This is a genomic window from Lentzea terrae, assembly GCF_003265345.1.
GTDB lineage: Bacteria > Actinomycetota > Actinomycetes > Mycobacteriales > Pseudonocardiaceae > Lentzea > Lentzea terrae.
On sequence record NZ_QFWW01000004.1, the window covers coordinates 128,622 to 153,643 of the forward strand.

30 protein-coding genes and 1 tRNA gene are annotated in these 25,022 nt (G+C 69.2%); 13 read left to right on the plus strand and 18 right to left on the minus strand.

Annotated features, from left to right (window positions below; genetic code table 11):
• Positions 1 to 3: 3 nt before the first annotated feature.
• Positions 4 to 1,818, minus strand: a complete 1,815-nt coding sequence (locus tag DI276_RS07415) for a prolyl oligopeptidase family serine peptidase (RefSeq protein ID WP_198680502.1) — start codon at positions 1,816 to 1,818, stop codon at positions 4 to 6.
• Positions 1,819 to 1,860: 42 nt separating this feature from the next.
• Here DI276_RS07415 and DI276_RS50780 point away from each other — a divergent pair, with 42 nt between their 5' ends.
• Both DI276_RS50780 and DI276_RS07425 read left to right on the plus strand, forming a co-directional pair.
• Positions 1,861 to 2,562 (plus strand): hypothetical protein, encoded by a 702-nt coding sequence (locus DI276_RS50780; RefSeq protein ID WP_198680503.1) that lies wholly within the window; start codon positions 1,861 to 1,863, stop codon positions 2,560 to 2,562.
• Positions 2,559 to 3,008, plus strand: coding sequence for a DUF3291 domain-containing protein (locus DI276_RS07425; RefSeq protein ID WP_112262533.1), 450 nt, complete (start codon positions 2,559 to 2,561; stop codon positions 3,006 to 3,008). The genes DI276_RS50780 and DI276_RS07425 overlap by 4 nt, the downstream gene beginning before the upstream one ends.
• On the opposite strand, the gene DI276_RS07430 is transcribed toward DI276_RS07425, so the two are convergent.
• On the minus strand, positions 2,987 to 3,739 hold the full coding sequence (locus DI276_RS07430) for a heparin lyase I family protein (RefSeq protein ID WP_112262534.1): 753 nt from the start codon (positions 3,737 to 3,739) through the stop codon (positions 2,987 to 2,989). The genes DI276_RS07425 and DI276_RS07430 overlap by 22 nt on opposite strands.
• Before the next feature lie 126 nt (positions 3,740 to 3,865).
• On the opposite strand from DI276_RS07430, the gene DI276_RS07435 reads away from it, so the two are divergent.
• Positions 3,866 to 4,345, plus strand: coding sequence for a GAF domain-containing protein (locus tag DI276_RS07435; protein WP_112262535.1), 480 nt, complete (start codon positions 3,866 to 3,868; stop codon positions 4,343 to 4,345).
• On the opposite strand, the gene DI276_RS07440 is transcribed toward DI276_RS07435, so the two are convergent.
• The 7 genes from DI276_RS07440 to DI276_RS07465 form a co-directional block, all read right to left on the minus strand.
• Positions 4,338 to 4,631 (minus strand): antibiotic biosynthesis monooxygenase family protein, encoded by a 294-nt coding sequence (locus DI276_RS07440; protein WP_112262536.1) that lies wholly within the window; start codon positions 4,629 to 4,631, stop codon positions 4,338 to 4,340. The two genes, DI276_RS07435 and DI276_RS07440, sit on opposite strands and share 8 nt — an antisense overlap.
• Positions 4,632 to 4,641: 10 nt before the next feature.
• Positions 4,642 to 4,959, minus strand: coding sequence for a hypothetical protein (locus tag DI276_RS49770; RefSeq protein WP_157984569.1), 318 nt, complete (start codon positions 4,957 to 4,959; stop codon positions 4,642 to 4,644).
• A 131-nt stretch (positions 4,960 to 5,090) separates the two neighbouring features.
• The gene (locus DI276_RS07445; protein ID WP_157984570.1) at positions 5,091 to 6,152 is read right to left on the minus strand and encodes a pentapeptide repeat-containing protein; all 1,062 of its coding nucleotides are present in this window, start codon (positions 6,150 to 6,152) and stop codon (positions 5,091 to 5,093) included.
• A 263-nt stretch (positions 6,153 to 6,415) separates the two neighbouring features.
• The gene (locus DI276_RS49775; protein WP_157984571.1) at positions 6,416 to 6,853 is read right to left on the minus strand and encodes a hypothetical protein; all 438 of its coding nucleotides are present in this window, start codon (positions 6,851 to 6,853) and stop codon (positions 6,416 to 6,418) included.
• Positions 6,817 to 7,818 carry a hypothetical protein gene (locus tag DI276_RS07455; protein WP_157984572.1) on the minus strand — a complete coding sequence of 334 codons (1,002 nt, stop codon included), beginning with the start codon at positions 7,816 to 7,818 and terminating at the stop codon, positions 6,817 to 6,819. Before DI276_RS07455 ends, DI276_RS49775 begins: the two co-directional genes overlap by 37 nt.
• Positions 7,819 to 8,180: 362 nt before the next feature.
• A tRNA-Pro gene (locus DI276_RS07460) sits at positions 8,181 to 8,254 on the minus strand.
• 19 nt (positions 8,255 to 8,273) lie between these two features.
• Entirely contained in the window at positions 8,274 to 9,227 is a 954-nt protein-coding gene (locus DI276_RS07465) for a metallophosphoesterase (RefSeq protein WP_112262540.1), read from the minus strand.
• Positions 9,228 to 9,295: 68 nt separating this feature from the next.
• On the opposite strand from DI276_RS07465, the gene DI276_RS07470 reads away from it, so the two are divergent.
• A complete protein-coding gene (locus DI276_RS07470; RefSeq protein ID WP_112262541.1) occupies positions 9,296 to 9,766 on the plus strand; it encodes a GatB/YqeY domain-containing protein in 471 nt (156 codons plus the stop codon).
• Between the two features lie 43 nt (positions 9,767 to 9,809).
• Here DI276_RS07470 and DI276_RS07475 read toward each other — a convergent pair whose 3' ends face one another.
• On the minus strand, positions 9,810 to 10,526 hold the full coding sequence (locus DI276_RS07475) for a haloacid dehalogenase type II (protein WP_112262542.1): 717 nt from the start codon (positions 10,524 to 10,526) through the stop codon (positions 9,810 to 9,812).
• A gap of 54 nt (positions 10,527 to 10,580) precedes the next feature.
• Between DI276_RS07475 and DI276_RS07480 the strand changes: the two genes are divergently transcribed.
• A complete protein-coding gene (locus tag DI276_RS07480) occupies positions 10,581 to 11,231 on the plus strand; it encodes a GntR family transcriptional regulator (protein WP_112262543.1) in 651 nt (216 codons plus the stop codon).
• Position 11,232: 1 nt separating this feature from the next.
• On the opposite strand, the gene DI276_RS07485 is transcribed toward DI276_RS07480, so the two are convergent.
• Entirely contained in the window at positions 11,233 to 13,692 is a 2,460-nt protein-coding gene (locus DI276_RS07485) for a transglycosylase domain-containing protein (protein WP_112262544.1), read from the minus strand.
• A gap of 237 nt (positions 13,693 to 13,929) precedes the next feature.
• On the opposite strand from DI276_RS07485, the gene DI276_RS07490 reads away from it, so the two are divergent.
• Positions 13,930 to 14,220 (plus strand): WhiB family transcriptional regulator, encoded by a 291-nt coding sequence (locus DI276_RS07490; RefSeq protein WP_045311615.1) that lies wholly within the window; start codon positions 13,930 to 13,932, stop codon positions 14,218 to 14,220.
• A 5-nt stretch (positions 14,221 to 14,225) separates the two neighbouring features.
• Here the strand turns inward: DI276_RS07490 and DI276_RS07495 are convergent, their stop codons facing one another.
• From DI276_RS07495 to DI276_RS07505, 3 genes are read right to left on the minus strand one after another with little or no spacing between them, the layout of a single operon-like run.
• Positions 14,226 to 15,353 (minus strand): ArsA family ATPase, encoded by a 1,128-nt coding sequence (locus DI276_RS07495; RefSeq protein WP_112262545.1) that lies wholly within the window; start codon positions 15,351 to 15,353, stop codon positions 14,226 to 14,228.
• Positions 15,350 to 16,342, minus strand: a complete 993-nt coding sequence (locus DI276_RS07500; RefSeq protein WP_112262546.1) for an ArsA family ATPase — start codon at positions 16,340 to 16,342, stop codon at positions 15,350 to 15,352. The genes DI276_RS07495 and DI276_RS07500 overlap by 4 nt, the downstream gene beginning before the upstream one ends.
• Positions 16,343 to 16,386: 44 nt before the next feature.
• Positions 16,387 to 16,638, minus strand: a complete 252-nt coding sequence (locus DI276_RS07505) for a hypothetical protein (RefSeq protein WP_112262547.1) — start codon at positions 16,636 to 16,638, stop codon at positions 16,387 to 16,389.
• Between the two features lie 68 nt (positions 16,639 to 16,706).
• Between DI276_RS07505 and DI276_RS07510 the strand changes: the two genes are divergently transcribed.
• The 4 genes from DI276_RS07510 to DI276_RS07525 are packed head-to-tail and all read left to right on the plus strand — an operon-like array spanning position 16,707 to position 19,069.
• Positions 16,707 to 16,862, plus strand: coding sequence for a DUF4177 domain-containing protein (locus DI276_RS07510; protein WP_112262548.1), 156 nt, complete (start codon positions 16,707 to 16,709; stop codon positions 16,860 to 16,862).
• Positions 16,859 to 17,311, plus strand: a complete 453-nt coding sequence (locus DI276_RS07515; protein WP_112262549.1) for a RidA family protein — start codon at positions 16,859 to 16,861, stop codon at positions 17,309 to 17,311. The genes DI276_RS07510 and DI276_RS07515 overlap by 4 nt, the downstream gene beginning before the upstream one ends.
• A 1-nt stretch (position 17,312) precedes the next feature.
• Entirely contained in the window at positions 17,313 to 17,915 is a 603-nt protein-coding gene (locus DI276_RS07520; protein WP_112262550.1) for a hypothetical protein, read from the plus strand.
• Positions 17,916 to 17,926: 11 nt separating this feature from the next.
• Positions 17,927 to 19,069 (plus strand): hypothetical protein, encoded by a 1,143-nt coding sequence (locus DI276_RS07525; RefSeq protein ID WP_112262551.1) that lies wholly within the window; start codon positions 17,927 to 17,929, stop codon positions 19,067 to 19,069.
• On the opposite strand, the gene DI276_RS07530 is transcribed toward DI276_RS07525, so the two are convergent.
• Both DI276_RS07530 and DI276_RS07535 read right to left on the minus strand, forming a co-directional pair.
• On the minus strand, positions 19,063 to 19,869 hold the full coding sequence (locus DI276_RS07530) for an MBL fold metallo-hydrolase (protein WP_232836506.1): 807 nt from the start codon (positions 19,867 to 19,869) through the stop codon (positions 19,063 to 19,065). The two genes, DI276_RS07525 and DI276_RS07530, sit on opposite strands and share 7 nt — an antisense overlap.
• Positions 19,866 to 20,660 carry an NUDIX hydrolase gene (locus DI276_RS07535; protein WP_112262552.1) on the minus strand — a complete coding sequence of 265 codons (795 nt, stop codon included), beginning with the start codon at positions 20,658 to 20,660 and terminating at the stop codon, positions 19,866 to 19,868. Before DI276_RS07535 ends, DI276_RS07530 begins: the two co-directional genes overlap by 4 nt.
• Before the next feature lie 39 nt (positions 20,661 to 20,699).
• Here DI276_RS07535 and DI276_RS07540 point away from each other — a divergent pair, with 39 nt between their 5' ends.
• The gene (locus DI276_RS07540; RefSeq protein ID WP_112262553.1) at positions 20,700 to 21,056 is read left to right on the plus strand and encodes a hypothetical protein; all 357 of its coding nucleotides are present in this window, start codon (positions 20,700 to 20,702) and stop codon (positions 21,054 to 21,056) included.
• 14 nt (positions 21,057 to 21,070) lie between these two features.
• Positions 21,071 to 21,961, plus strand: a complete 891-nt coding sequence (locus DI276_RS07545) for a Gfo/Idh/MocA family protein (RefSeq protein ID WP_112262554.1) — start codon at positions 21,071 to 21,073, stop codon at positions 21,959 to 21,961.
• Here DI276_RS07545 and DI276_RS07550 read toward each other — a convergent pair.
• The gene (locus tag DI276_RS07550; protein ID WP_112262555.1) at positions 21,958 to 22,383 is read right to left on the minus strand and encodes a histidine triad (HIT) protein; all 426 of its coding nucleotides are present in this window, start codon (positions 22,381 to 22,383) and stop codon (positions 21,958 to 21,960) included. The genes DI276_RS07545 and DI276_RS07550 overlap by 4 nt on opposite strands.
• A gap of 57 nt (positions 22,384 to 22,440) precedes the next feature.
• On the opposite strand from DI276_RS07550, the gene dnaN reads away from it, so the two are divergent.
• On the plus strand, positions 22,441 to 23,532 hold the full coding sequence (gene dnaN / locus DI276_RS07555; protein WP_112262556.1) for a DNA polymerase III subunit beta: 1,092 nt from the start codon (positions 22,441 to 22,443) through the stop codon (positions 23,530 to 23,532).
• 57 nt (positions 23,533 to 23,589) lie between these two features.
• Here dnaN and DI276_RS07560 read toward each other — a convergent pair whose 3' ends face one another.
• Positions 23,590 to 24,846, minus strand: coding sequence for an MFS transporter (locus DI276_RS07560; protein WP_112262557.1), 1,257 nt, complete (start codon positions 24,844 to 24,846; stop codon positions 23,590 to 23,592).
• Between the last annotated feature and the right edge of the window lie 176 nt (positions 24,847 to 25,022).

A 25,022-nucleotide genomic window follows, 5' to 3' on the forward strand; every position in this document is an offset into this window, starting at 1 on the left:
CGATCACCTCGCGAGATGCCGCCGCGCGAAGTCCACTTCGGCCGCCGTCTGCCGCATGGTCTCCGCGACGACCAGCGAGCCGTGTCCCGCGTCGTAGCGGTACATCTCGTAAGTGTGATCGCGAGCCGCGAGCGCGTCGAGGTAGTTGTCGATCTGCCGGATCGGGCAGCGCGGGTCGTTCTCACCCGCGAGCACCAGCACCGGCGCGGTCACCTGCGAGACGTAGGTCAACGGCGAGCACTCGCGATACAGCTCCGGCAGCTCCTCCGGCGAGCCGCCGAACAGCGCCCGGTCGAACGCCCGCAGCGGCTCCATCTCGTCCTCGTACGCGGCGAAGTAGTCCGCGACCGGGACGCCCGCGATGCCGACGGTCCAGCGTTCCGGCTGCACGCCGATGCCGAGCAGCGTCAGGTACCCGCCCCACGACGCGCCGCTCAGGACCGAGCGGGACGGGTCGGTGAGGCCGGACTCGACCGCCCAGTCGTGGACGGCGGCGATGTCCTCCAGCTCGGTGAGGCCCGGCCTGCCCTCGATCGCGTCCCGCCACTTCGAGCCGTAGCCGCTGGAACCGCGGTAGTTGACGTGGACGGTGGCGAACCCGGCGTCCAGCCACACCGCGCGGTAGGCCGAGAAGCGGTCCTCGTCGGAGGAGTGCGGGCCGCCGTGGATCAGGAAGACGGTCGGGAACGGGCCCTCGCCGGCGGGCTTCGAGACGAGTGCGTGCACGTCGCCGACGAAGACGTCTTCCAGCTTGAACGAGGTCGCGGGACGGGCGCCGGCAGGCTCGACCAGCACGCGCTCGGTGCCGTCGGTGGCCAGCGCGCGGATCACCGTGGACTTCTCGGCGGACGACCACGAGTACTCGATCGTGCCGTCCGGGCGCACGCCCGCGGAGCCGATCACGCCGGGCGCGGTGTCCAGAGTGGACAGCTCGCCGGTCGCGAGGTCGTAGCGGTGCACGGTGTTGCGGGCGTGGTGGGTGTGCACGATCAGCAACGCGGACGCGTCCGGGTACCAGTCGGCTGCGACCTCGCCCGGCAGGTCGAGGACGATCTCCTGCTCGGTGTCGGCGGCGACGTCCCAGATCAGCAGCTCCTCGCGGCCGCGGCGCTCGTGCAGCACGAGCAGGCGCTGGTCGCCGCGGACCGGGCTGAACGAGATGGCGTCCAGACCGAGACCCTTGCCGTCCCACTTCTCGGCGACCACAGAGCCGTCGGAGGCCTTCAGCGCGCGCAGGGCCATGTGCCGGTTGTCGCCGTGCTCGGAGTGCGCGATCACGACCAGCGACTCGTCCTTCGCCATCGCGGTCACGCCGGCGTCGTTGACGTGCTGGTAGAGGACCTCGGCGGCGGCACCGTCACGGGACAGCCACACCGTCGTGCCGTCGTCGGTCGAGGCGGCCACCGCGACTACGTTGCGGCCGATCTCCAGCCCGGCGGGGTAGCCGGCGTGGATGTTCGCGACCGCGGGCTCCGCCTTGCTGCCGTCCGCAGTGAACGGCTCGCGCACCCAGACGCCGAACTCGTCACCGTCGTGGTCGTCGAACCACCAGATCTCGGTGCCGTCCGGGTTCAGCGTGCCGTGCGACGTGCCGTTCGGGCGGTCCGTGACCTTGCGGTGCTCGTCCGTCGCGCGGTCCCAGGCGTAGATCTCCCACACGCCGCTCGCGTTGGAGACGTACAACGTGCGGTCCGGTGCGTCGTCCGCCCAGCTCGGCAGGCTCATCCGGGGAGCGGTGAACCGCTCGCGCCACCGGGTCTCGGCGGCCGGATCGTCGAAGAGCTGGTCCGGAACGTTGGGAGCAGGGTGCGTCGTCACGTCTCAACACTAGAGTCAGCAGCAGGTCTAGGGGGATTCGAGATGACACAACCACCACAGTGGGGAGCGCCGCAGCAGCAGCGGCCGCCGTACCAACAGCCGTACCAACAGCCGTACCAACAGCCGTACCAACAGCCGTACCAACAGCCGTACCAACAGCCGTACCAACAGCCGTACCAACAGCCGTACCAACAGCCGTACCAACAGCCGTACCAACAGCCGTACCCGCAGCCCGGCTACGGGCCACCGCAACAGCCCGCACCTCCGATGTACCAACAGCAACCGCCACCCGGCTGGCTGCCGCCGAAGCCGTCCCAGTTGACGGTCCTGGCGGTGCTGAACTGGGTGCTGGCGGCCGGGATCTTCGGCATCGCGGCGTTCGTGATCCTCAGTTTCCTGATGTCGGGCGGCACCCTGGTGGTCGGCATCATCCTGGCCGTCCTGATCGCCCTGTTCGGTGTGTTCAACGCGCTGGGGGCGCTGTCGATCAACCACCCGCACTTCCCGAACACCACGGCGTCGCAGATGTCCGGGATCGTCACCATCATCTTCCTCGGCGTCATGCTGGTCCGCTCCGTGCGCAGAGGAGCGGCCGAGCTCCTGCCCTCGCTGGGTGTGGGCGTGCTGATGTGCGTCTGCGCGTTCGGCCTGTTCCTGGCCACGCGCCCCGCGGTGAAGCAGTGGATCGTGGCGAAGCACCGGCTGTCGCTGGCGCAGGGTCACGTGCCGAGGAACCGCCGATGACCTTCGAACTGGCCCAGGTCAACATCTCCCGGCTGCTGGCGCCGCTGGACAGCCCGCAGCTCAAGGACTTCGTCGACGCGCTCGACCCGGTGAACGCGGTCGCGGACGCCGCGCCCGGCTTCCGCTGGCGCCTGCAGGACGAGGCGGGCGACGCGACCGCGATCCGGATCTTCGACGACGACTGGCTGATCGTGAACATGTCCGTGTGGGAGTCACCGGAGGCGTTGCTGGCCTACGTCTACGGCGACGCCCACCGGACGATCCTGCGCGGCCGGCGGCAGTGGTTCCACCACCCGACCGAGGCGATGACCGCGCTGTGGTGGGTGCCCGCCGGTCACCGCCCCACCGTCGCGGAGGCCGAGGAACGCCTGGTGCACCTGCGTTCGCACGGCCCGTCGTCCCACGTGTTCACGTTGAAGCAGACCTACGGCGCGACGTCCGCGTAGCTGGTGCCGAGCTTGGCGCTGTTGAGCCAGGCCGTGGCGCGCCCGCTGTTGGGGCCCGACCGGTAGACACCCCACTTGGTGTTGACGTGCGTGCCCCACAGCGTCGCGCCCGCGTAGCGCTGCTGCCCGTTGCTGAACGTCTGCTGCACGCCGTTGCGGTACAGCTCGACCCAGCCGTCGTTGCCGCGGCTGAGCCGGAAGCCGATCACCCAGTCGTTCCACTGCCCGGCCGGGAACGGCACGGTCCAGATGTGCCTGGAGCCGCCGGTGGGCGCGGTGAGCTGGAAGTGCAGCTTGCCGTCGCCCAGCGTCCGCAGCACGAACGGCCCGGACTTCGGCTGCGACCCGCTCGCCCCGGAGATGTGCAGCTGGTAGACCGCGATCCAGTGGCCGCCGTTGGGGTTGACGTCCCACTTGGCCCGCCAGCCGAAGTAGAACGTCTTGCCGACGTCCGCCGAGCCGATCCGGTAGGGCGAGCCGTTCTTGCGCATGCCCCGGCTCTCGCAGCGCTCCTTGCCGTTGCTCCAGTCCCAGGTCTCGTACTTGATCGACGCCCCGTACCTCGGGTCGTTGGCCGTGGTGATGCTGCCGGGATCCCGCTCCAGCCCGTCGAACACGGCAGCAGGCCCCTCGGCCGGATCCGCCTCCCACAGAACGGCCGCGGCCTGTGCCGGCGCCGGGGTGAGCAGCGCGGCCGTGACGGTGATGGCGAGCGCCCGATGTGCGCGCATCAGATCTCCCTCGATGCAGCGCCCGCGACGTGATTCGCACGGTATCGACGATCAATTGACCGCACCAGAGCGCACCCGGCATCGGAATATCTAGGTGCTCGGCCCATTGGGAGTTAATGTTGATACATGTCCGAAACGATGGATCGCCTCGCCGGGGCTGCCACGTTGGAGGAAGTACAACGAATCGTCCGCACCACGGCCCGTTCGTCGCTGGCAGCGCACGGTGCCACGTTGGTGCTGCTGGACGGCGACCTCTGCTACTACGCGGACGAGGACTCCATGAGTCCGCTGTGGAAGGGCCAGCGCTTCCCGGCGGTGAACTGCATCAGCGGCTGGGCGATGTTGAACCGCCAAACCGTGGCGATCAAGGACATTCGCGTCGATTCGAGGATTCCTCAGGAAGCGTATCGCCCGACATTCGTCCGAAGTCTGCTGATGGTCCCGATCCTGCGCCCGGAACCACTCGGCGCGATCGGCTGCTACTGGGCCGTCCCGCACGTCGCCACGCCAGCCGAGACGGCGACGCTGGAGGCGTTGGCCGAGGCTGCGGGGGAAGCACTCGAACGCTTCCCGGAGGGCCTGCCCGCGCGGGGCTTCTTCAACTAGCCTGGAAGTGCCGCAGCTTGAGCGGCTCCAGCAGGTACTCGTCCTCGTCCGGGAACGTCACCGGATCGGTGCGCCAGCGCGCTCCCGCGTAGTTCTCCAGCGCCTGCTCGTCCCGCCACCGGCTCACGTACTGAACCCGTTGCGGCTCTTCGAGATCCACGAGCACGTCGTGGCTGATGAGACCTTCGTAGGTCGCCGGGAAAGTCGCGACGAGCTCCCGCACGCGTTCCACGAACTCCTGCTCGCGCCCAGGCCGCACGAGCGCTTCGGACACACGAGTGATCATGCAGCCGATCTTATTGACGGCTCAGTTCCTCGTCGAAGATCTGATCAACCTGCCGCGAGGCCCGCGACAACGCTTTGACCGCACCGACGACCACCACGAAGCCGGCAGCAGCCGCGGCCGCGATCCAGACCGACGTGAGCGCGTAAACGATCGCCAGCGACTGCGCCACCACAATGGACTTGGCCGCTATGACGATCCACGGCCTATGGGCGGGTTTGGCGGCGGCGGTATCCATCACGACATCTCCCGACTTTCCAACGATGGCCGAACCACTGCCTTCGTCGTCTGGATCTAGACAGCTGTTACGGTCCGTGAGTTGAACCGTCAACCTTCACTCGTAATGGTTAACGCTACGTGCACGTTCCGTATAGTTTGGTGCAGAACGGTGGCGCTGCGTCATGCAGACACCGTGGCTCCTGCGGCTGCTCGTGTCGAGCTAAACCGCACGATCGGGTGGCATTAGCGGTCGTCTCCCAGCACCACGGGGACCGGCACGAACCGGCGCTGCGGGGCACCTCCGTCGACGACCAACTCGTGCTGAGTCCAGCCGAGGGGCGATGCCCGGTCGGCGAGGTGCTCCTGGTTGCAGGCCTGCACCGACGCGCCCGACATGACGGGCGGGACCGCGAATCGTGTGTCGACGAACAAGGTGCGCCCGGTGAAGGTCGCCCCGTTGAACGAGGCCTCCCCGGTGAAGGTCGCATGCTCGAACGAGGCCGTCCCGCTGAAGCTCACGTCGTTGAACTGAGTGCGGCGAGGCCGGCAACCGGCGAGGTCGAAGTTGATGAGATGGGCGCCGGTGAGGTCGAGGTCCAGGTCGGCCCAGAAGGAGTCGACGGGGCGTCGCGGTGTGTCTCCCGGATGCAGATGGCGGGTCAGGATGCGTTGGGCGGTGAGCCGGACCTCGCGTTCCTGGCGCCGGTCCTCGTCCCGCACGGCGGCCGCGGACGGCGTGGCTGCCACCCGGCGGGCCGGCGTCGCCCGCAGTGACCCGCCGATCCCACGCCACGCCCGGACACCCGGTTTGTCCGGGGGCGGTGTGTAAGGCGCGCGCAGATAAGCGCAGATCACATTGACCACGGTCTGCCGGTGTTCGGGGTTGTCCTGGGCCACTCGTTCCAGCGCGTACAGCGCGCCGTGCCGCACAGCCGCCTTGTCGGACCCCAGTTGTTCCACCGCCTTGACGTACAGGTCGGTGAGCCGGCGTTCGGCGGCGTCGTGCTCGCTGGCCCACTGCCGCCGCCACGCGAGGACCAGGGTCATCACCGCGCCGGTTCCCGCCCCCACCGCCAGCGCGGTGCGGATCAGGTCCAGCCGCTCCGTCGACGAGGCGGTGTTCAGCACCAGCACGAACACCAGCACCGCCAACGTGGTCATGACCATGACGGGTGTGACGATCAACAGCAGGGCACGCACGGACGTTCCCGGCAACTTCCGCCGGTTCGGTCGCTGGATCACCGGCTGACGCAGTCGCTCCCGGACACGTTGCAGGACGTACTGGGCACGCTTGGACGCGGTCACACCTCTACGGTCGCTGCGCGTCACCACTTCGCTACAGCGGCAGGGGCACTCCGGCTTTGCACGACGATTCGGGTGTCCAGTTGCGGCAACAAATCGTGCGTAGTCCTCATTGGACACAGCTGCCATCGGTCGGGTGGTTGACCTGACCGCCACCGTTGGGTTCAACCTGTGCCGCTTGCTCGCCAGGGCCGACGACCGAGTCACCGACGAGGAAGGCGAAGCGCGCGTGCGCATCGGGGTCGCTGCGGCTCAGGCAGGTGTGCTCAGCGGGCCAGGTAGTCGCAGGGCAGGTCCACGGTCCAGCCCGGCGGGTTGTGCACCAGCTGGCCGAACAGCTGCCCGGCGGCGCACTGCGCGCGGGCGTCCGCGATGGTCTGCTCCCAGGTGACGCCCGTGAGCACCCCGGCGCCGGTGCGGGTGTGCTGCACGACGCCGGCGACCAGGACGAGCGCGATCACCACCTGCCAACTCCGCAGCACCGCGCGCCCCCACGGCCGACGCGGCACCAGGTCCAGCCCCAAGGCGACCGCGCTGAACATGAACAGGCACGGGATGACGCTGTAGCGCTGGGCGGTCAGCACCACGCCCGGCCAGCTCACCGCCAGCACGTTGATCCAGTTCATGGCCAGCGACGCGGTGATCACCACCGCGCCGAGGCCCAGGCTCACCAGCGCCACCAGCCGGACCGCGAGCGTGCCCACCGCAGCGCGGCCAGGATCGGCAGGCCCGCCAGCAGCAACGCCACCAGCAGCGGCAGGTGGCCGTGCGCCGGGTAGTAGTGCTGCACCTGCTCGGACCCGGTGAAACCGGCCAGCGGCACCCTCAGCAGCGCGGCCAGCACCACCTGCATCGGCTCGTAGCGGTCGCCCGAGTAGGCCAGCCGTTCAGTCCGCGACATGGCCACGGCCTGCAGCGCCGAGGCGGCGAGGAAGGCTGCGGAGACCGATCTGGCCCTGGGCAGCAGCAGCCGCACGAGCGCGATCGGCACCAGCAGGAACACCATCGGGCTCGTCAGCGCAGCCAGCACCGCGAAGACGGCCACCGGCACGCGCGGCGCGGACCGCCACAGCAGCGCCCAGAACACGCCGTAGAACATGAACCAGTGCAGGTTGGTGAGATTGCCCAGCGGGTCCGACAGGCCCACCGGCAGCACGACCACCAGCGCGGCGTGCGCGAACCGCACCGGCGACGAGCGCAGGTACGCGCGCGAGGCGGCGTAGACCAGCAGCGCGACCAGCGACCGCACCGCGGCCGAGGCCACGGCGAACACCGGCGCGACCAGCTCCGGCGGCAGCAGCGTGACCACCGGTTCGGCGATCAGCCGGGGCAACGTGTGCAGGTAGCCGCCGTAGGGGCCGGTGATGACGGTCAGGAACTCGTAGCGGACGCCGTCGAACAGAAAGATCCCGCCGTCTTCCGCCCACAGGTGCGTCCAGCGGCTCCGCCCGGCGGGGATGAGCAGTTGGAAGGCCGTGGCGGCCAAGAAGGCCACGACGTAGCCCACCGCCAGCCGACCGCGCGGCCACGGGCTCGGCGGCGCTTCCGGCAACACCCTCCCGGCCCAGCCGCGCCACCGCGGCCGCCGGGTCGCCACCGGCTCCCGCGCGACCGCCGCGTCCTCGCCCACCAACGTCGAGTTCTCGTGCAAGACCGAGTTCTCGTTCACCACCGGCTCCCGCTCGCGACACCGACCCGGGACACCGGGTCGGCCCTCCGGTTCCCGCCCGGACACCCCACGGGTCGAACCGGTGGCGAAGCGTAGCGTTACTGAACTATTCCAAGTCGCTACGGTGCGTGAATTCCACGTAGGCGGACTTACGGCTCGTCATCCGCCCAGGTAGCGCCCGCGGGCACTGCCCGCGCGCCTGACAAAGCACTACCGGCTAGGACGCTTGTGCGTTCTGCTCCGGGAAGCGAGTCGGGGAGTTGTTCTCCCATTCTCCCAAAACGGCCCGGAATGGGCCTCGAACACAAATCAGCCCCTGTCCACGTCTACTGTGGACAGGGGCTGACCTGTATTTATTTCAATCGGGGTGACAGGATTTGAACCTGCGACCTCTTCGTCCCGAACGAAGCGCGCTACCAAGCTGCGCCACACCCCGGCTGGGAACGAGTAGAACTCTACATCATGTCTGCCCCAGCTCCGAATCGGGCCCCCTCATTTCGCCCCTGACCAGGCGTAACGGGCCGAGGAACCAGCGTCAGCAGCGAAGCCTCCGGAGGGCAGCAGAACCGCACCGGCGCGTACGGCGAAGTGCCCATCCCGGCGGACACGTTCATCCACATGTGCGAGCCCCACCGCGAAACTCCGCGGGCGCGACCGCGGTCCAGTTCGCAGTTGGTCACCAAAGCGCCGTAGAACGGCACGCGCAGTTGTCCGCCGTGGGTGTGTCCGGCCATCACGAAGTCGTAGCCGTCGGCGGCAAAGGGGTCCAGCACGCGCGGCTCCGGCGAGTGCGTGACGCCGAGACGCAGGGCGGCGTTGGGGTCCGGGGCGCCCGCGATGTCCGCGTACCGGTCGCGCTTCAGGTGCGGGTCGTCCAGGCCGGCCGCGAAGATCGTCTGGCCGCCGACCTCCACGGTCCTGCGAACGTGGGTCAGGTCCAGCCAGCCGCGCTCGATCATGCCCGCGCGCAGGTCGCGCCACGGCAGCGTCACGCCGTGGATGCGCTTGGTCTTGGCGGACGGCAGCAGGTAGCGCACCGGGTTCTTCAGGCGGGGCGCGTAGTAGTCGTTGCTGCCGAACACGAACACGCCCGGCTTGTCCAGCAACGGGCCCAGCGCGCGCAGCACGGCCGGCACGGCGTCCTTGTGCGCGAGGTTGTCGCCCGTGTTGACGACGAAGTCGGGGTTCAGGTCCGCGAGGGCCGCGACCCAGCGCTGCTTCGACACCTGGTTCGGCGTCATGTGCAGGTCTGAGATGTGCAGCACACGGATCGGGCGCGCGCCGGGGGACAGCACCGGCACTGTTGCCGTGCGCAGGGTCCAGTGCCTTCTCTCGATTCCCGCCGCGTACGCGATGGTCGCGGTGCCGAGTGCGGTCGTGACGAGGAGGGCGCGGCCGAGCTTGTTCACGTGTCAAGGGTACGGAAGGCGGTTAACTCGATCGGCGCGGCATCCGGCGGGCGGTACCGTTCTGCGCCATGGCGGAGTTGAAGACGCGGCTGCAGAACGACCTCACTGCGGCCATGAAGGCCAGGGAGACGGTCACGGCCGGTGCGTTGCGGATGGCGCTCACGGCGGTCACGAACGAGGAGGTCGCGGGCAAGCAGGCGCGCGAGCTCAGCGACGACGACGTCGTGAGGGTGCTCGCTCGCGAGGCGAAGAAGCGCAAGGAGGCCGCGGAGGCCTTCGACGGTGCCGGCCGGGCCGAGAAGGCCGAGCTGGAGCGCCAGGAGCTCGCCGTGCTCGAGGCCTACCTGCCCGCCCAGCTGGACGACGCCGAGCTGGCGTCCATTGTGGACAAGGCAGTGCAGGCGGTTGCCGCGCAGCTCGGTGAGACGCCGGGACCCAAGCAGATGGGCCAGGTCATGAAGGCGGTCAACGCCGAGGTGGCCGGACGGGCCGAGGGTGGCCGGGTGGCCGCCGCGGTGAAGTCCAAGCTCACCAGCTGACCGAGTGCCGCAGCGGAGGAGAAAACCGCTGCGGCACCCCAGATCAGAACGCCTGATCCACCGCGTCCGCGAACTCGCCCATCGACCCGAACTCCAGGTCGTAGCTGAACTCACCGGAGGGCTGCGGCGTCGCGCCCCAGCCCGGCTTGTCGCGCCGCCGGTTGATCCACACCGACGGCAGGCCCTCGCGCTTGGCCGGCACGTGGTCGTGGAACAGGCTCTGCGCCACGTGCAGCAGGCGCGACCGTTCCACGCCCAGCTCAGCCAAAGTGACGTCGAGCGCCCGGAAGTGGTTCTCCGCCGGCTTGTACGCACCGACGTCCTCGGCGGTGATGATCGCCGCGAAGTCACCGCGCAGCTGCTCATTGCTTCCCGCGAACCCGGCGCGGTGCACATTGGACAGAATGATCAACTTGTAGCGGGAAGCCAGCCGCGCCAACGCCTCCGCTGAGTCGGGGAACGCCGGCCAGTCCGGAACGGACGCACCCAGCCGGGCAGCCCACTCGGGACTCACCTCGTGCCCCAGCGTCGCACCCGTCCGGCGGAACGCCTCCGCCAGCACGTCCGGGTACAGCCGGAACGGCGTCTCCGCCTCCACGGCCGCCTCGTGCGGGCTGTAAGCGACGAGCAACTCCTCGTCGGTCAGCGAGAGCCCTTCAGCACGTGCCCACGGTGCGAGCACGGCGGCGATTCCGCTCTCCCAGTCGATGAGCGTGCCGTAGCAGTCGAAGCTGAGCGCCTGGAACTTGGTGAGGTCCATGCCGACCAACTGTAATACAGTTCAACTGTAGGGCAACTGACTAAACTGACCCCCATGTCCGCCCTCGACGGCCTCGAAGTGCGCCGCACCACCACGGCCCAGCAGCTCGCCGACGGCCTCTCCGAACGGATCATGGCCGGTGCGTTCGGGCCTGGTGACCGGCTCAGGGAGAGCGCGATCGCGGCCGAACTGGGCGTCGCGCGCAACACCATCCGCGAGGCCGTCCGCATCCTGGAGCTGACCGGTCTGGTGCGCTACGAGGTCAACCGGGGCGCCGTCGTCATCGCCCCGACGCCGGAGAACGTCAAGGCGCTCTACACCGCCCGCGAACGCCTGGAAACGGCCGCAGCGGCCCGCACCGCGAGCCCAACGCAGCTCGAAGCGATCAACAACGCGTTCGACGAGCTCGTGCAGGCCGCCAAGACCGGCGACATGAGCGAGATCGTCGACCGTGACCTCGCCTTCCACCAGGCGATCGTGGCGCTGCTCGACAGCTCACGGCTCGACGAGTTCTACGCCGCGATGACCAAGGAGCTGCGCTTCTACCTCACGGTGCTCACGAAGTCCGAGACGCCGGCGGAGGTCGTCGCCGAGCACCAGGTCATCGTCGACGCCATCCGCGCAGGCGACCGCGACGGGGCGGTCGCCGAGATCCGCGCCCACATCGACGCGAGCGTGGAACGCCTGGTCGAGATGCTCAGGTGAGCTATCTCCTGGGCACGCCCGGCGGATCGGTCGGCAGCGTGATCGGTGGTGGCTCGTTCGGGTTGCCCTGGCCCGGTGGCGGCTGGTTCGGGTCGCCGCTCGGTGGATCGGCCGGCTGCGGCGGCGGGACGTAGCCCGAGCTCACCGAGAGCGTGACGATCGTGCCCCGCAACGCGTTGCCGCGCGGCGTCTGGCTCACGACCGTCCCCTTCGGCTGGTCCGAGTTGACCGTCTGCTGGCTCACCTTGTAGCCGGCCTGCTCGAGGATCCGCACGGCGTCGTTGACCTGGCGGCCCACCACGTCGGGGATCTGGATCTCCTTGCCGCCCTTGAGGTACCGCTGGTCGACCGGCGCGAGGCCCTTGGGCGGCACCCCGGCGTGCAGCCTGGTCATCGTGTCGAACCACGTCTTGGCCGGGATGGTGCCGCCGAAGATGTTCCCGTTGGCGCACAACCGGGGCGCACCGGGGGCGCCCAGGCAGATCGGCCGCGGCGAGGTGCCGTCGTTGAACACCTGCACGGCGCCCGCGAAGTCCGGGGTCGCGCCGATGAACGCCGCGGACTTGTACTCCTCCGTGGTGCCCGTCTTGCCGATCATCGGGCGGTTCCACTTGGCGTTGCGGGCGGCGGCCGCGGCGGTGCCGTTGCCCTGGTCGTCCTTGCTCATGCCGGCGGCGAGACCGTTCGCAAGGCCCTCGGCCACGACCTGCTCGCACGGCGCCTCGTTGACCGGGACGGCCTTCTGGTTGCGGTCCAGCACCTTGGCGATCGGCGTCGGCGGGCACCACTTGCCGCCGCTCACGATGGTCGCGACGACGTTCGCGAGCTCCAGAGTGGACACCGGCGCCGGCGACAGCGTGAACGACGCGTTGCCGCCGCCCTGCTTGTAGAACTCGGTCTGCGAGATGCGGTGCTGCTTGTCCTTGGCCTTCGGGTCCGGCCGGGTGCCCTGCAGGTTCGTCGCCATCGTCTCGCGCATGCCGAGCCGCGAGGCCATGTCGACCACCGGGTCCATGCCGGTCTGCTCCTCCAGGATCACGAAGCCGGTGTTCGGCGAGGTCTGCAAGGCCTGCTGCAGCGTCATCGACGACGGGTAACTGCCGTCGAAGTTCGACAGGCAGTACCAGCGGGTGCCGGGCTCCCCGGTGCTCGGGCAGCGCTGCGCACCACCCTTGAAGACCCTCGAGACGTGGTGGGTCGGCGTCGGGATGACGTTCTCGATGCCGAGGCCCTTCTCCAGCGCCGCGGCGGCCGTGAAGACCTTGTAGATCGATCCTGCGCCGAACTTGTTCTCCACGCCGCTCGGCAGGTCGAACGTCGTCTGGTGCTGCTGCGCCTTCAGGCCGTAGTCGCGGTTCGAGACCAGCGCCAGCACGTCGTGGCGCTCCTTGCCCGGCTTCACGACGGCCATCGTGTTCGCGATGCCGTCGATGTGCTTGGCCACGCCGGCCTCCGCGGCCGCCTTCGCCTGCGAGGTGACCGCTCTGTCCAAAGTGGTCTGAATGGTGTAACCGCCGGTGCGCAGCTGTTCCTCGCTGAAACCCGCGCGTTGCAAGTAGTTCACCACGTACGAACAGAAGAAACCGTTTTCCGGACCGGCGCCGACACAACCGTTCGGCGGGGTGCGAACCGGGTTCGCGAGCCCGAGACCTTCCTTCTTCGCGGCCTCACCGGCGTCGTGCGAGAGCTTGTCGTTCTCGACCATCCTGTCGATCACTTGATTACGTCGCTGCAGTGCTTTGTCCGGGTACGCTTCGGGGTCGAGCGCTGACGGACTGTTCACCATTCCGGCGAGCATCGCACTCTGTGGAACGGTCAACTTGTCCGGCGTCGTGTTGAAGTAAGCCTGCGCAGCCGCGGCGATGCCGTAAATGGTGGAGCCGAAAGGAACGACGTTCAGGTACCTGGCGAGGATCTCCTCCTTGCCGAGCTTTCGCTCCAGCTGCAACGAGATCCGGGCCTCGCGCATCTTGCGCGCGATGGTCTGCTCCTGGGCCTTGGCCTGCTCCAGCTTGTTGTTCCGCGCCACGACGTGGACCAGGTAGTTCTTGACGTACTGCTGGGTCAGCGTGGACGCGCCCTGCGACACAGAGCCGCTGACCTGGTTCGTCAGCCCGGCGCGGATGGTGCCCTTCCAGTCCACGCCCTGGTGCTCGTAGAACCGGCGGTCCTCGACCGAGATCAGCGCCGCCTTCATCGTCGGCGAGATCTTCTCCGGCGGTGTCAGGACTCTGTACTGGTCGAACAGGTAGGCGATCGGCAGCCCGTCCTTGTCCGTGACCGTGGTGATCAACGGGGGATCTGTGGTCACGAGGTCGGCGGAGATGCTGTCCACGGTGTCGCTGGCTCGGTTGGACACGAGGCCTGTCGCGCCCACCACGGGGAACAGCATGCCGGCGAGGAGAACCCCAGCCAGCAGGCACAGGCCGAGCATCTTGAGCACGCCATTCCTGACTCGCACGCAGGTCAGCGTACGCCGTACACGAACGGGTGACGGTGATCAGTAAGGGCCGTTACTCAGCATGAGTAGACATACGCAAGACAGGTAACAACTCGGTGGCCCAGGGTTGGACGTGGAACCGAACGGCACTACAGTCCGTCAACGTCCAAGGAATGCAGCCGTGGCTCGAACGCTACGGCATCCGTGGCAGGGGTGTGGCGGATTTCCACATTTGGACAGCACTGAGGAGTGGGGGATATGAACCAGGGGGATTGGCGTATCAACGCTTCGTGCCGTGATGAGGAGCCGGACCAGCTCTTCGTTCGTGGTGCGGAGCAGCGCAAGGCGAAGCTCGTGTGCCTGGGTTGCCCAGTTCGCATGGAATGCCTGGCCGAAGCGCTGGACAACAAGATCGAGTTCGGGGTCTGGGGAGGCATGACCGAGCGCGAACGCCGTGCTCTGCTGCGCCGCCGTCCAGACGTCGACTCGTGGTTCGAGCTGCTCGACAACGCACGTCAAGAGCACCTCGAAGACACGCGGGTCGGCTGAGAGCACTACTCCCCGGCCAGGCGCCGACCTATCTCTCGAAGGCCGTCCAGGTCGTGCACGTCCGCGGGCAACGCGGGCACGCCGACCAGCGCCACACCGGGGTGAGCACGTGTGAACCGGGCCAGCAGTCGCCTTTCCCGATCGGCGACTGCTACCCGGTCCGCATGCAGCCGGAGCACTGCCGCTGCCAGCGGCGCCTCACCGGAGCGGTCCAGGTCGTCCGCTGCGGCGAGGGCCTTCGCCGCCGGCAGCTCAGTCGCGATCACGGGATGCGTCCTGTTCGCGACGAGCCCGCACAACGGCATGTTCTCGGCGCTGAGCCGCTCGACGAAATAGCTCGCCTCGCGCAACGCGTCCGGTTCCGCCGCCGCCACCACGACAAATCCGGTGCCCGGTGAGCGGAGCAGTTCGTACGTGCGCTGGGCGCGCTCGCGGAATCCGCCGAACATGCTGTCGAACGCCTGCACGAACGTCGACGCGTCCTGCAGCAGCTGGCCGCCGACGATCGTCGACACGGCCCGCGTGAAAAGGCTGAAACCGGTTCCGACGATCTTGAGCAGCCCGCGTCCGCTCGCCCGCGCTGGTGCCGAGAGCATGCGGATGAACTTGCCGTCGAGCACCGTCGACAACCGCTGCGGCGCGTCCAGGAAGTCGAGCGCCGACCGCGACGGCGGGGTGTCGACGATGATCAGGTCCCACTCGTCCTGCGCCACCAGCTGGCCCAGCTTCTCCATCGCCATGTACTCCTGCGTGCCGGAGAACGACGAGGAAATGGTCTGGTAGAAGGGGTTCGACAGGATCTGGTCGGCCCGGTCGCGGCCCGCGTGGGTGAGTACCATGTCGTCGAACGTGCGACGCATGTCGAGCATCATCGCGAACAGCTCGCCCTTGGGCTCGAAGCCCTCGACGACGACCTCGCGCGGGTGGTTGTCCAGTTCCCGCAGGCCCAGCGACTGCGCCAGCCTGCGGGCGGGGTCGATGGTCAGCACGACCACGCGCCGGCCCCGTTCGGCCGCGCGCAACGCCAGTGCCGCCGCGGTCGTGGTCTTGCCGACGCCGCCGGAGCCGCAGCAGACCAGCACGCGGGTCTCCTGGTCGTCCAGCAGCGGGTCGAACTCGAGCTTCGCGGTCACCGCACACCTGCCGCGACCAGCACCTCTGCCAGCTCGTACAGCGCGGCAACGTCCACTCCGTCGGTCAGCTCGGGCAGCTCGACCGTCGGCAGGTCCGAGTGGCTGAGCAGCTCCATCGCCTCCTGTTGCGACTCCACCCGGATGGCGTGCTCCACCGTCTCGTCGACCAAACCTTCGAGGGTGAACTCGTCGAGCTCCAGCCCGGTGGACTCGAGTCCCGCCAGCACGCGCGACGAGTCGATCCTGCCCTCGGCGGCGACCGGGACGGAGCGGGCGGGCAGCCGGGCCGGGTGGACCCGGTTGACCAGCACCGCGCCCGGTCGCAGGTCGGCGCCGTCGAGCTCGGCGACCGCGTCCAGCGTCTCGCGCACCGGCATCTCCTCCAGCAGCGCCACCAGGTGCACCGCCGTGTCGCCGGAGTGCAGCAGCCGCACCACGCCCTCGCTCTGCCCCTTGATCGGCCCGACCTTCGCGAGGTCGGCCATGGCCTTCGTGACGTCCAGGAACTTGACCACGCGTCCGGTCGGCGGCGCGTCGAGCACCACCGCGTCGTACAGGTGGCGGCCGTCCGAGCCGGTGCGGTTGACGCACTCCTTGACCTTGCCGGTCAGCAGCACGTCCCGCAGGCCGGGCGCGAGCGTGGTGGCGAACTCGATCGCGCCCATCTTGCGCAGCGTCCGGCCCGCGAACCCGAGGTTGTAGAACATCGCCAGGTACTCGAGCAGCGCGGCCTCGGCGTCGATCGCGAGCGCGTGGACCTCACCGCCGCCGGGAGCGGACGCGATCCGTTCCTCTGCGTAGGGCAGCGGGGCCCGGTCGAAGAGCTGGGCGATGCCCTGGCGTCCCTCGACCTCGATCAGCAGCACCCGGCGGCCACCGGTGGCGAGCGCCAGCGCCAGCGCCGCGGCGATCGTGGTCTTCCCGGTGCCGCCCTTGCCGGAGACCACGTGCAGGCGGGCTCGGGTCAGCTCCTCGGTCCACGACGTCACTCGTCCAGACTATGTGTGAAATCGGCCGAGGGTGGACTCGTCGGTCAATCCATCATGGTGAGGAAGAAAACGGCCATGGCGGTTGCGGCGACCAGCGCCCACGCGACGACGGACGGCAGCCACAGGGCGATGCTGACCGTGATCACGGCCACGATCACGAGCCCGATCAGCCCGGCCTTGACGACGTCCGCGTGCTGACTGTGCTTGCGATCACGCACCTGCGCCATGGCGACGAGCACCATGACCAGCCCACCCACGCCGAACAGGCCGGTGGCGATGATCCGCCAGGTCTCCATGTGATCAAGGTAGCCCGAACGGCCGGAACCACGCATAGGTCGAACGGGTGGCGCGTTAGGCTCCGCGCATGACGAAGTGGGAGTACGCGACCGTGCCGTTGTTGATCCACGCCACGAAGCAGATCCTCGACCAGTGGGGCGAGGACGGCTGGGAGCTGGTCACCGTGCTGACGAACCCGACCGGTGAGCAGCACGTCGCGTACCTGAAGCGGGTGAAGGGATGACCTGGAGCACCCGCCTGAAGGAGCTCGGCGTCGAGCTGCCCGGTGTCGCCGCCCCGCTCGCCGCCTACGTGCCGGCCACGCAGAGCGGTTCCTGGGTCTTCACCTCCGGCCAGCTGCCGTTCGTCGACGGCAAGCTGCCCGCCACCGGCAAGGTCGGCGCGGAGGTCTCCCCGGAGGAGGCCAAGCAGTACGCCGCGACCTGCATCCTGAACGCACTGGCCGCGGTCCACGCGCTCGTGGGGATTGACTCGATCAAGCGAGTCGTGAAGGTTGTCGGATTCGTAGCCTCTGCTGAGGGCTTCACCGGCCAGCCGGGTGTCGTGAACGGCGCCTCGGAGCTGCTCGGGGAGATCTTCGGCGACGCGGGCAAGCACGCCCGGTCGGCCGTGGGGGTGGCCGAGCTGCCGATCGGCGCTCCGGTGGAGATCGAACTGATCGTCGAGGTGTGACATGTCGGACACGTGCCACGAACTGCTGCTGCGGCTCGCCGGTCGCCTGCCGGACGACCTGCTCTGGCGGTACCGGGACTGGGCCGCCTCGGACGCGTATGCGGTGCTAGCGCGGTCGTTGCCGCGCACGCTGCTGCACGGCCGCATCCCTCTGACCGATCACGAGATGCGCCTTTTGCAGGACGCACTGGTGCCCTATGGGGCCGAACCAGGTGCCGTCAGTTCGGTCAAAGGGCTGGACGAACTGCCAGCCACCGACTACACCTTTTCCCCGGAGTCACCCGATCGGGTGCCGATGGGGGATTCCGCGACCGTCGTTCTCGGTGCCACGCTGCGAGGCCGGCACGGGGTCGGTGAGGTTCGCTCCTGCTGGCGCATCGGTCCCTCCGGGGTCAACCGCGTCCTGCTGGTAGCCGCCACCACCGGCCACGCGCGGCTGACCGGCGAGCTGCAGCGCGTTCTGCGGGCGTTGGGCGAACACGACCCCTGCGTGGAGGTCGTGCCGTCCGGCCTTGATCTGCCGCCCTACCACCGGGCGGCGTTGGCGGCATCGGAGCTGGTGTGCGCCGGCGCCGAGTCCGATGAGCACCTGGTGCTCAGCTAAGGAGACTTGACGTGACGAACGACGGTGTCGGCCTGCCGGTCCGTCTCCACGATCTCCTGCTGTCGATGGCCGGGCGGGTCGATGACGACGCCCTGTCGCAGGCGCGCGAGTTCCTCGCGGTCGGAGAGCTCGACCGGGCGGTCGAGCTGCTCGTCGGCTGTCTGCTCGCGGGCAGCATCCCGGTGCTGCCGGACGAGAGAGCGGCCATCACGTGGGCGCTGCACGAGGTGCGTTCGGACGCATCCCTGACCGACCGCCTGCCGGTCGTCGAGGTGCTGCCGTTCGTGCGCCACCGGTTCACCGCCGAGAGCGACCCGACCGCGGACCTCGCGGGCATCCTCACCCGCGCGGTGTCGGTGCTGCCGGACGTCCGCTCGGTGCGCTGCGTCTGGCGTTCGTCGCCGGCCGGCTCCACGCCGGGCCCGTTGCCGCAACGCCTCGTGCTGGTGGACATCGGTCCGCAGGGCTTCGCGCCCGCGACCGCCTACCGGGTGGACGCGGTGCTGCGCAAGGCGGGCGTCCGTGCCGCCGTGGAGGTCCTCACCGTCGGCACGCAGCTCAGCGACTACCACGCCTCCGCGGTGACGGCGTCGCGTCCGGTGCCGATCTCCGGGGCCCCGGTGTCACGTCCTCCCGCGCCGGCCGCCGTGGCCCAGCAGGAACCTGCAGGCGCCTGGTTCGACCAGCCTGAAGACGTTTCCGCTCCGGCGCCGGTGGCCGAGCCGACACCGGCGCCGGAGCCAGTGGTGGAAGAGACCGGCTCACGTCGTACGCGCACGTCCTCGCCTTCGGTGGAGGGCTCGCAGCCGTTCCCGCCCAAGCCCGTGAAGCGGATCTCGATGGCACCGGCCGAGCCGGAGATCGAGACCCTGCCGGAGCCCATGCCGATCAACCGGGCCGAGGTCACCACGGAGCTCAAGCCGGACGAGCTGGCGGCCCTGCAGGCCGCTCTGGCAGAGACGCCGGAGCCGTCCTCCGTGGACGCGAACCTGAGCGAGCGGGAGCGGGCCCTGCTGCAGCAGCTGCACGAGGAGCTGGCGCAGCGGGAGCAGACCGGCGCCAAGGCGACCGACACGGGTCGTTGGCAGATCGACCGGTCCTCTGCTCGTCAGTCGGCGTTCGGCACGTCCAACAACGGGCATCAGCCTCAGTAGTTGCGCAGGTACTCCAGCTGGGCCCGCACGGACCACTCCGCGGCGGGCCACAGCACTCTGTCGACGTCCGCGTAGACGACCTCGACGACCTGGCGCGGGGTGGGGTCGCCGCCCAGTGTCTCGACGGCTTTGCGGACCTGTTCCAGGCGCTGGGTGCGGTGGGCCAGGTACATCCGCGCGGCCTCACCGGCGTCCGCGAGCTCCGGGCCGTGGCCGGGCAGGACCGCGGTGTGCTCCGGCAGTTCGGCCAGCAGCTTGAGCGACTCGAAGTACTCGCCGAGCTTGCCGTCCGGGTGGGCGACGATCGTGGTGCCGCGGCCCAGGACCGTGTCGCCGGTCAGCACCGCCTCACCGTCGATCACGAAGCACAGCGAGTCGCTGGTGTGGCCGGGCGTGCCGAGGACTTTCAGCTCCAGACCCGCGCTGGTGATCACGTCGCCGTCTTTCAGGCCTTCTGAGCCGTAGGTGAACGTGGGGTCGAGCGCGCGCACCGGGGCGTTGACCATTTCGGCGAACTCACGGGCGCCTTCGGAGTGGTCCGGATGGCCGTGGGTCAGCAGGATCTCGGCGATCGGGCCGTGTTCCGCGATCCGCTTCAGGTGGGCCAGGTCGAGCGGTCCCGGGTCGATGACGACGTACTTCGCGGCGTCCGGGGCCTTGAGCAGCCACGTGTTGGTGCCGTCGAGCGTCATCGGGCTCGGGTTGTCGGCCAGCAGCACGGCGGCGTGTTCGGTCACCTGACGAAGCTCGCCGTACTTCGGGTGCGCGGCGCGGGCGCCGATCAACGGGGAGCCGCTCACGGGAGCACCACCCGGATCGTGTCGCCGTCGCGGATCAGCTTGGGGATGATCTTCTCGATGCTGCGTTCCTCCGCCATGACCTTCTCAACGGTGTTCAGGGCCGCGATCTCGTCGAGGGTGCGCCATGTGGGCGGCATGAGCATCCGGCGGCCGTCCTGGGCGTCCTGGATGGCCTCTGCGGGCGTTTGCCAGCTCGCGTCGGAGGCTTCGGTGGTCTCGCCGTCGGCGCGCTGTCCGTGCGGGAGGGCGGCGACGAAGAAGCGGGTGTCGTAGCGGCGCGGTTCCTCGTACGGGGTCACCCAGTTCGCCCACGGCCTCAGCAGATCCGCGCGCAGGACGAGGTCGTTGGCCGCGAGGAACTGGGCCAGCGAGAGTTCTCGGTCCACCAGCTGCTGACGGGCGTCGTGGTAGGCCGAGGTGTCGGCGACGACCGAGTCGTGGTCGGGCCCTGCCAGCAGCACGCCGGACTCCTCGAACGTCTCGCGCACCGCCGCGCAAACGAAGGCGCGCGCAGTCGCTTCGTCAACGCCGAAGATGTCGCCCCACCACTGCGGCGGCGGACCTGCCCAGGCGACGGACGTGTCGGCGTCGCGCTGGTCCACGCCGCCGCCGGGGAAGACGGTCATGCCGCCCGCGAACGCCATGCCCTTCACGCGGCGCAGCAGAAAGGCTTCCACGCCTTCTTCGCCGTCCCGCAGGAGCACCACGGTGACGGCGTCGCGGGCCTCGGCGGGTTGAGCGAGCGGCTTCGCGGGTACCAGGTTTCCCGGCAAGGTCATGTCGTCGGGCATTCTCCGAGCGTACGACCGCGCTTACCCGAGGATGGTGTGATGGCGACGAACGTCTCCGGCTGCCTGGTGAAGATCCTGCTGTTCCTGCTGGGCGTGGTGATGGGCACGGGCCTCACCGCGGTGGCGGGCGTGGTGATGTTCGTGCCCGACCGCACGACCGTCAGCAGCGTGGCTCCGACCTCCACCGCACCGGGCGTGTACGTGAAGAAGGTCGAACGGCTCGTCGGCGGCACCTACTACGAGATCTGGCTGGGCCCGACTGCGGACCGCGGCCACGTCGTGACGGTGCCGGCCGGCTGGGAACACGACCCGGACCGCGAGACGACCTCCGACGGCATGCGCCTGAAGTTCGACAACGGAGGCGAGATCTTCGTCCCCAAGGCCAGTTACTCCTGAGGCAGGATGTGCGAGTGGACGAACAACTGCGCGTAGGACTTGTCGGTGCGGGCCCGTGGGCTCAGATGATCCACGCTCCCGGCATCGCGAACCACCCCGGCACGACGCTGACCGGCGTGTGGGCGCGCCGCCCGGAAGCAGCAGCCTCCCTGGCCGCTGCTCACGGCGCCGAACCGTTCGCGGACTACGCCTCCCTTTTGTCCACTGTGGACGCAGTCGCGTTCTGCGTGCCGCCGGACGTCCAGGGCCCCATGGCTCTCGAAGCCGCGCGTGCGGGCAAGCACCTGGTCCTGGAGAAGCCGATCGCGTCGTCGGTGGAGGAGGCTTCGAGGTTGGCTGAGGCGGTGTCCGACGCCGGCGTCGCCTCGCTGGTCGTGCTGACCCGCCGCTACGCCCCGGAGACCAAGGAAATGCTGGCCCAGCTGCACCGCACCGGCGGCTGGACCGGAGCCGACAGCCGCTGGCTGGCGGGCGCACTGCTGGACGGTCCGTTCTCGAACTCCCCGTGGCGCCACGAGAAGGGCGCCCTGGACGACGTCGGCCCGCACGCGTTCGACCTGCTGGACGCGGCCCTGGGCGAGATCACCGACGTGATCGCCGCGAACGTCTCGTCGACCGGCCTGTGGCAGCTGATCCTGCAGCACGAGGGCGGCGCCACGAGCACGGTGTCGCTGTGCCTGTCGCTGCCGATGCAGCCGCCGTTCGCCGATTTCACGATCTTTGGAACCAACGGCCACCGAACGCTGTCCAACCGTGACACCCCTGCTTTGGACTGCTTCACCAACCTGCTCGACGACTTCGTGGCCATGGTGCACAGCGGCACCACGACCCACGAGTGCGACGTGCGCCGCGGCCTGCACCTGCAACGGATCATCGATCTCGCGAGGCGCAAGGCCGCGCGCTAGAAGTACCCGCGAAGGATTGTGCTGAGTGCGTCGGCGTCACCGGTCGGCGCATCCGGCCAATCCTCGTGCCACGCCAACGCTTCCGGCGTCCCGCGATGCCGCACGAACACGTGCTGGTGGAAGTGCGCCGCCACCGCACGCCCCACAACGGCCGAGAACACGAACTCGGGATCCAGCTCGGCCCGCAGCCCTGCCGCCGCCAGCCGTACCGCGCGAGCCACCGCCTCTGCCTCCGCGACCGTGAGCAAGTCCAAAGTCGCGACATGCCGCCGCGTCTCCACGAACAGATGCCCGAGCATCCCCACGGGCCGGTGCGAGACGACAAGCAGATCAGACGACCACACCACTGGTCCGACCAGCGGCCCGAACCCTCGGTGCTTGGCGCAGACCAGGCATCCGTCCGTCACCGACTGAGACGACATGCTTGCGCTCCGTTCCCACGTCCGAAATTGTCAGACCCGCTCGCTAGCGTCCCAGGCATGGATCTCACCGTCACGACTGCCGAGCTGGCCGGTGCCGCCGCCGAGGTGGCGCGGCTGTTGCCCGCTCGCGTGCTCGACCCCGTGCTGGCTGGACTCCGCATCAAGGCCAGCCAGGGCGTGGAGATCGCAGGCAGCGACCGCGAGCACGGCGTGCGGCTGACCGTGCACGCCACCGTCCACACCGAAGGCGAGGTGCTCGTGCCCGCGAAGCCGCTGGCGGCGACCCTCCAGGCGCTGGACGAGCAGCAGGTGCGGCTCAAGGTCGAAGGTCAACGGCTGGCGATCCGCACGCCGAACTCGAGGTTCGCGCTCCCGCTCCTCGACCTGCACGACCATCCCGGCATCCCGGACCTGCCACCGCGACAGGGCTACGTCGAGGCCGACCACCTGAAGATCCTCGCCGCGGTCGCGACAGCCGCGAGCAAAGAGGACGCGTTGCCGATCTTCACCGGCGTCCGGATCCAGTCGGACGAGCACCGGCTGCACGTCATGGCGACCGACCGCTACCGCATGGCCTACGCGACGCTGCCGTGGGAACAAGCAGGCCACCTGGACCTGTTGGTCCCAGCGAAGCCGATCATCGAGGCGGCCCGGCAGGCCCAGGGCAGGGTCGCGCTGCACGCCAACGAGGACCGCATCGGCCTCGCCTGGGACAACAACGAGATCTCCACCGCACTGCTGGCCGCTCCGTTTCCGGACGACCGGGCGCGCCGACTCCTGGAGGCAGTCATCGACAGCACGGTCCTCGTGGACGCGGACGCCCTCGCCCGCGCCGTTCGCCGAGCCACGCCCTACGGAGGCCCGCACCAGGCGGTCACCCTCCAGGTCGAGGACAGCGAGATCAGGGTCAAGGGCAGCGACCCGCAGCAGGGCGAGTCCGAGGAGTTCGTCAAGGCCACCGTGGAGGGCGACCGGCTGACCAAGACGTTCCAGGCCCGCTACCTCGCGGACGCGCTGAAGGCGTTCGCAGGCCGCCGGATCGAGTTGAAGATCCAGGACGGCCTGCGGTCCACCGTGCTCACCTCGACCCCGGGCGAAGACGGCGTAGAGCTGACGTACCTCGTGGTGCCCGTGCGCTCGGTTGCTTAGGAAACGCAGGGCCCCCGCGTTCCCCTGACGGAAACGCAGGGCCCCCGTGTTCCGCGGTCAGCGAGCGGCGAGGTCCATCTCGGCGCGCGACGGCAGCGGCTCCTCGGAGCGAGGCACGCCCCGGCGGACCGTGCCGCGCAGCAGCCACACCGCCGCGGCGATCAGCAGCCCGGCCACGCCGGAGGCGATGAACGCCGGCCGCGTGCCGAAGTGCTCGATCAGCTGACCGGACAGGCCCTGGCCGATGGCGAGGCCGACGGTCACCGAGGTGATCACCCAGCCGAACGCCTCCGCGGCCATGCCGTTGGGCGTGACCTGCTCGATCGCGGCGGAGTGCGCGGTCGACTGCGGCGTGATCAGCGTGCCGACCACGAACAGCGCGATGCCGAGGCCCACGAGCGTCAACGGAATAGCCAGCAGCAGCGACAGCAGTCCGAACCCGGCCAGCAGCACCGGCAGCCGCAGGTGCATCGGGCGCGGCCACGGGCGCATGCCGTAGAGCACGCCGAAGACCACCGAGCTGATCGACCACAGCGACAGCATCAGGCCGCCCATCGAGGCGTGGCCCGCGGCCTTCGCGAACGCCGGCACGGCCACCTCGACGAAACCGATCGTCACGCCGAAGCCCAGCGCCGCCAGTGCGACGGTCCGCATGCCGGGGTAGGCGAACGCACCGAGCAGTGGGCGCGGGGCCTGAACGACGGGACCCCAGGCGCGCACGACGGGGTTGAACGCGAACCACAGCGCACCGAAGACCATCATCACGGCCCCGGCGACCACACCGGTGCCCGCCCACGGCGCCGCCAGCAGCAGACCGGCGAGACCCGGCCCGAGAATGAAGAAGACCTCCATGCTGATCGACTCGTAGGCGTAGGCCGCCATCCGCGTCGCGCCGGCGGGCACCATCCGCTCCCACAGCGCACGAGAGGCCGAGCCCACCATCGGTTCCGAAGCTCCGACACCGAGGGCCAGCGGGACCAGCACGAACACCGAAGCACCAGCCTCGACGGCGAGCACCGAGGTGGTGACGAACAGAGCGAACAGCCCGGTCACGAACATCAACGGCCGGGTGGGGCCGAAGCGGTCCATCAGCCGGCCCTGGACGACGGAGCCGAGAGCAACGCCCACCAGCGCCGCCGCCGAGACCATGCCGGCGACCGCGAACGAACCCGTCGCGCGCTCGACGTAGAGCAGCAGCGAGAGCCCGACCATCGCGATCGGGAGGCGGGCGAGCAGAGACGCGACCACGGGGCCGCGCATGCCAGGGGTCGTCAGGGCGGCACGGTAGTCGGAGAGACGGGCGGAGTGGGACATGCGTACCAGTATGCCAAACTTGGTACGGATGTACCAGATCGGGTGCGCGGGGTCACCATGGTTGCGATTGGGTCACAGGAATGGGATGACCGGGTGAAACATGCAACGAATCGGCCACTCAGGAGGTCCTTGAGGGTGAAAGGGCTTGAGTGGTCGGGGTGGAGACGTGCGAAAGT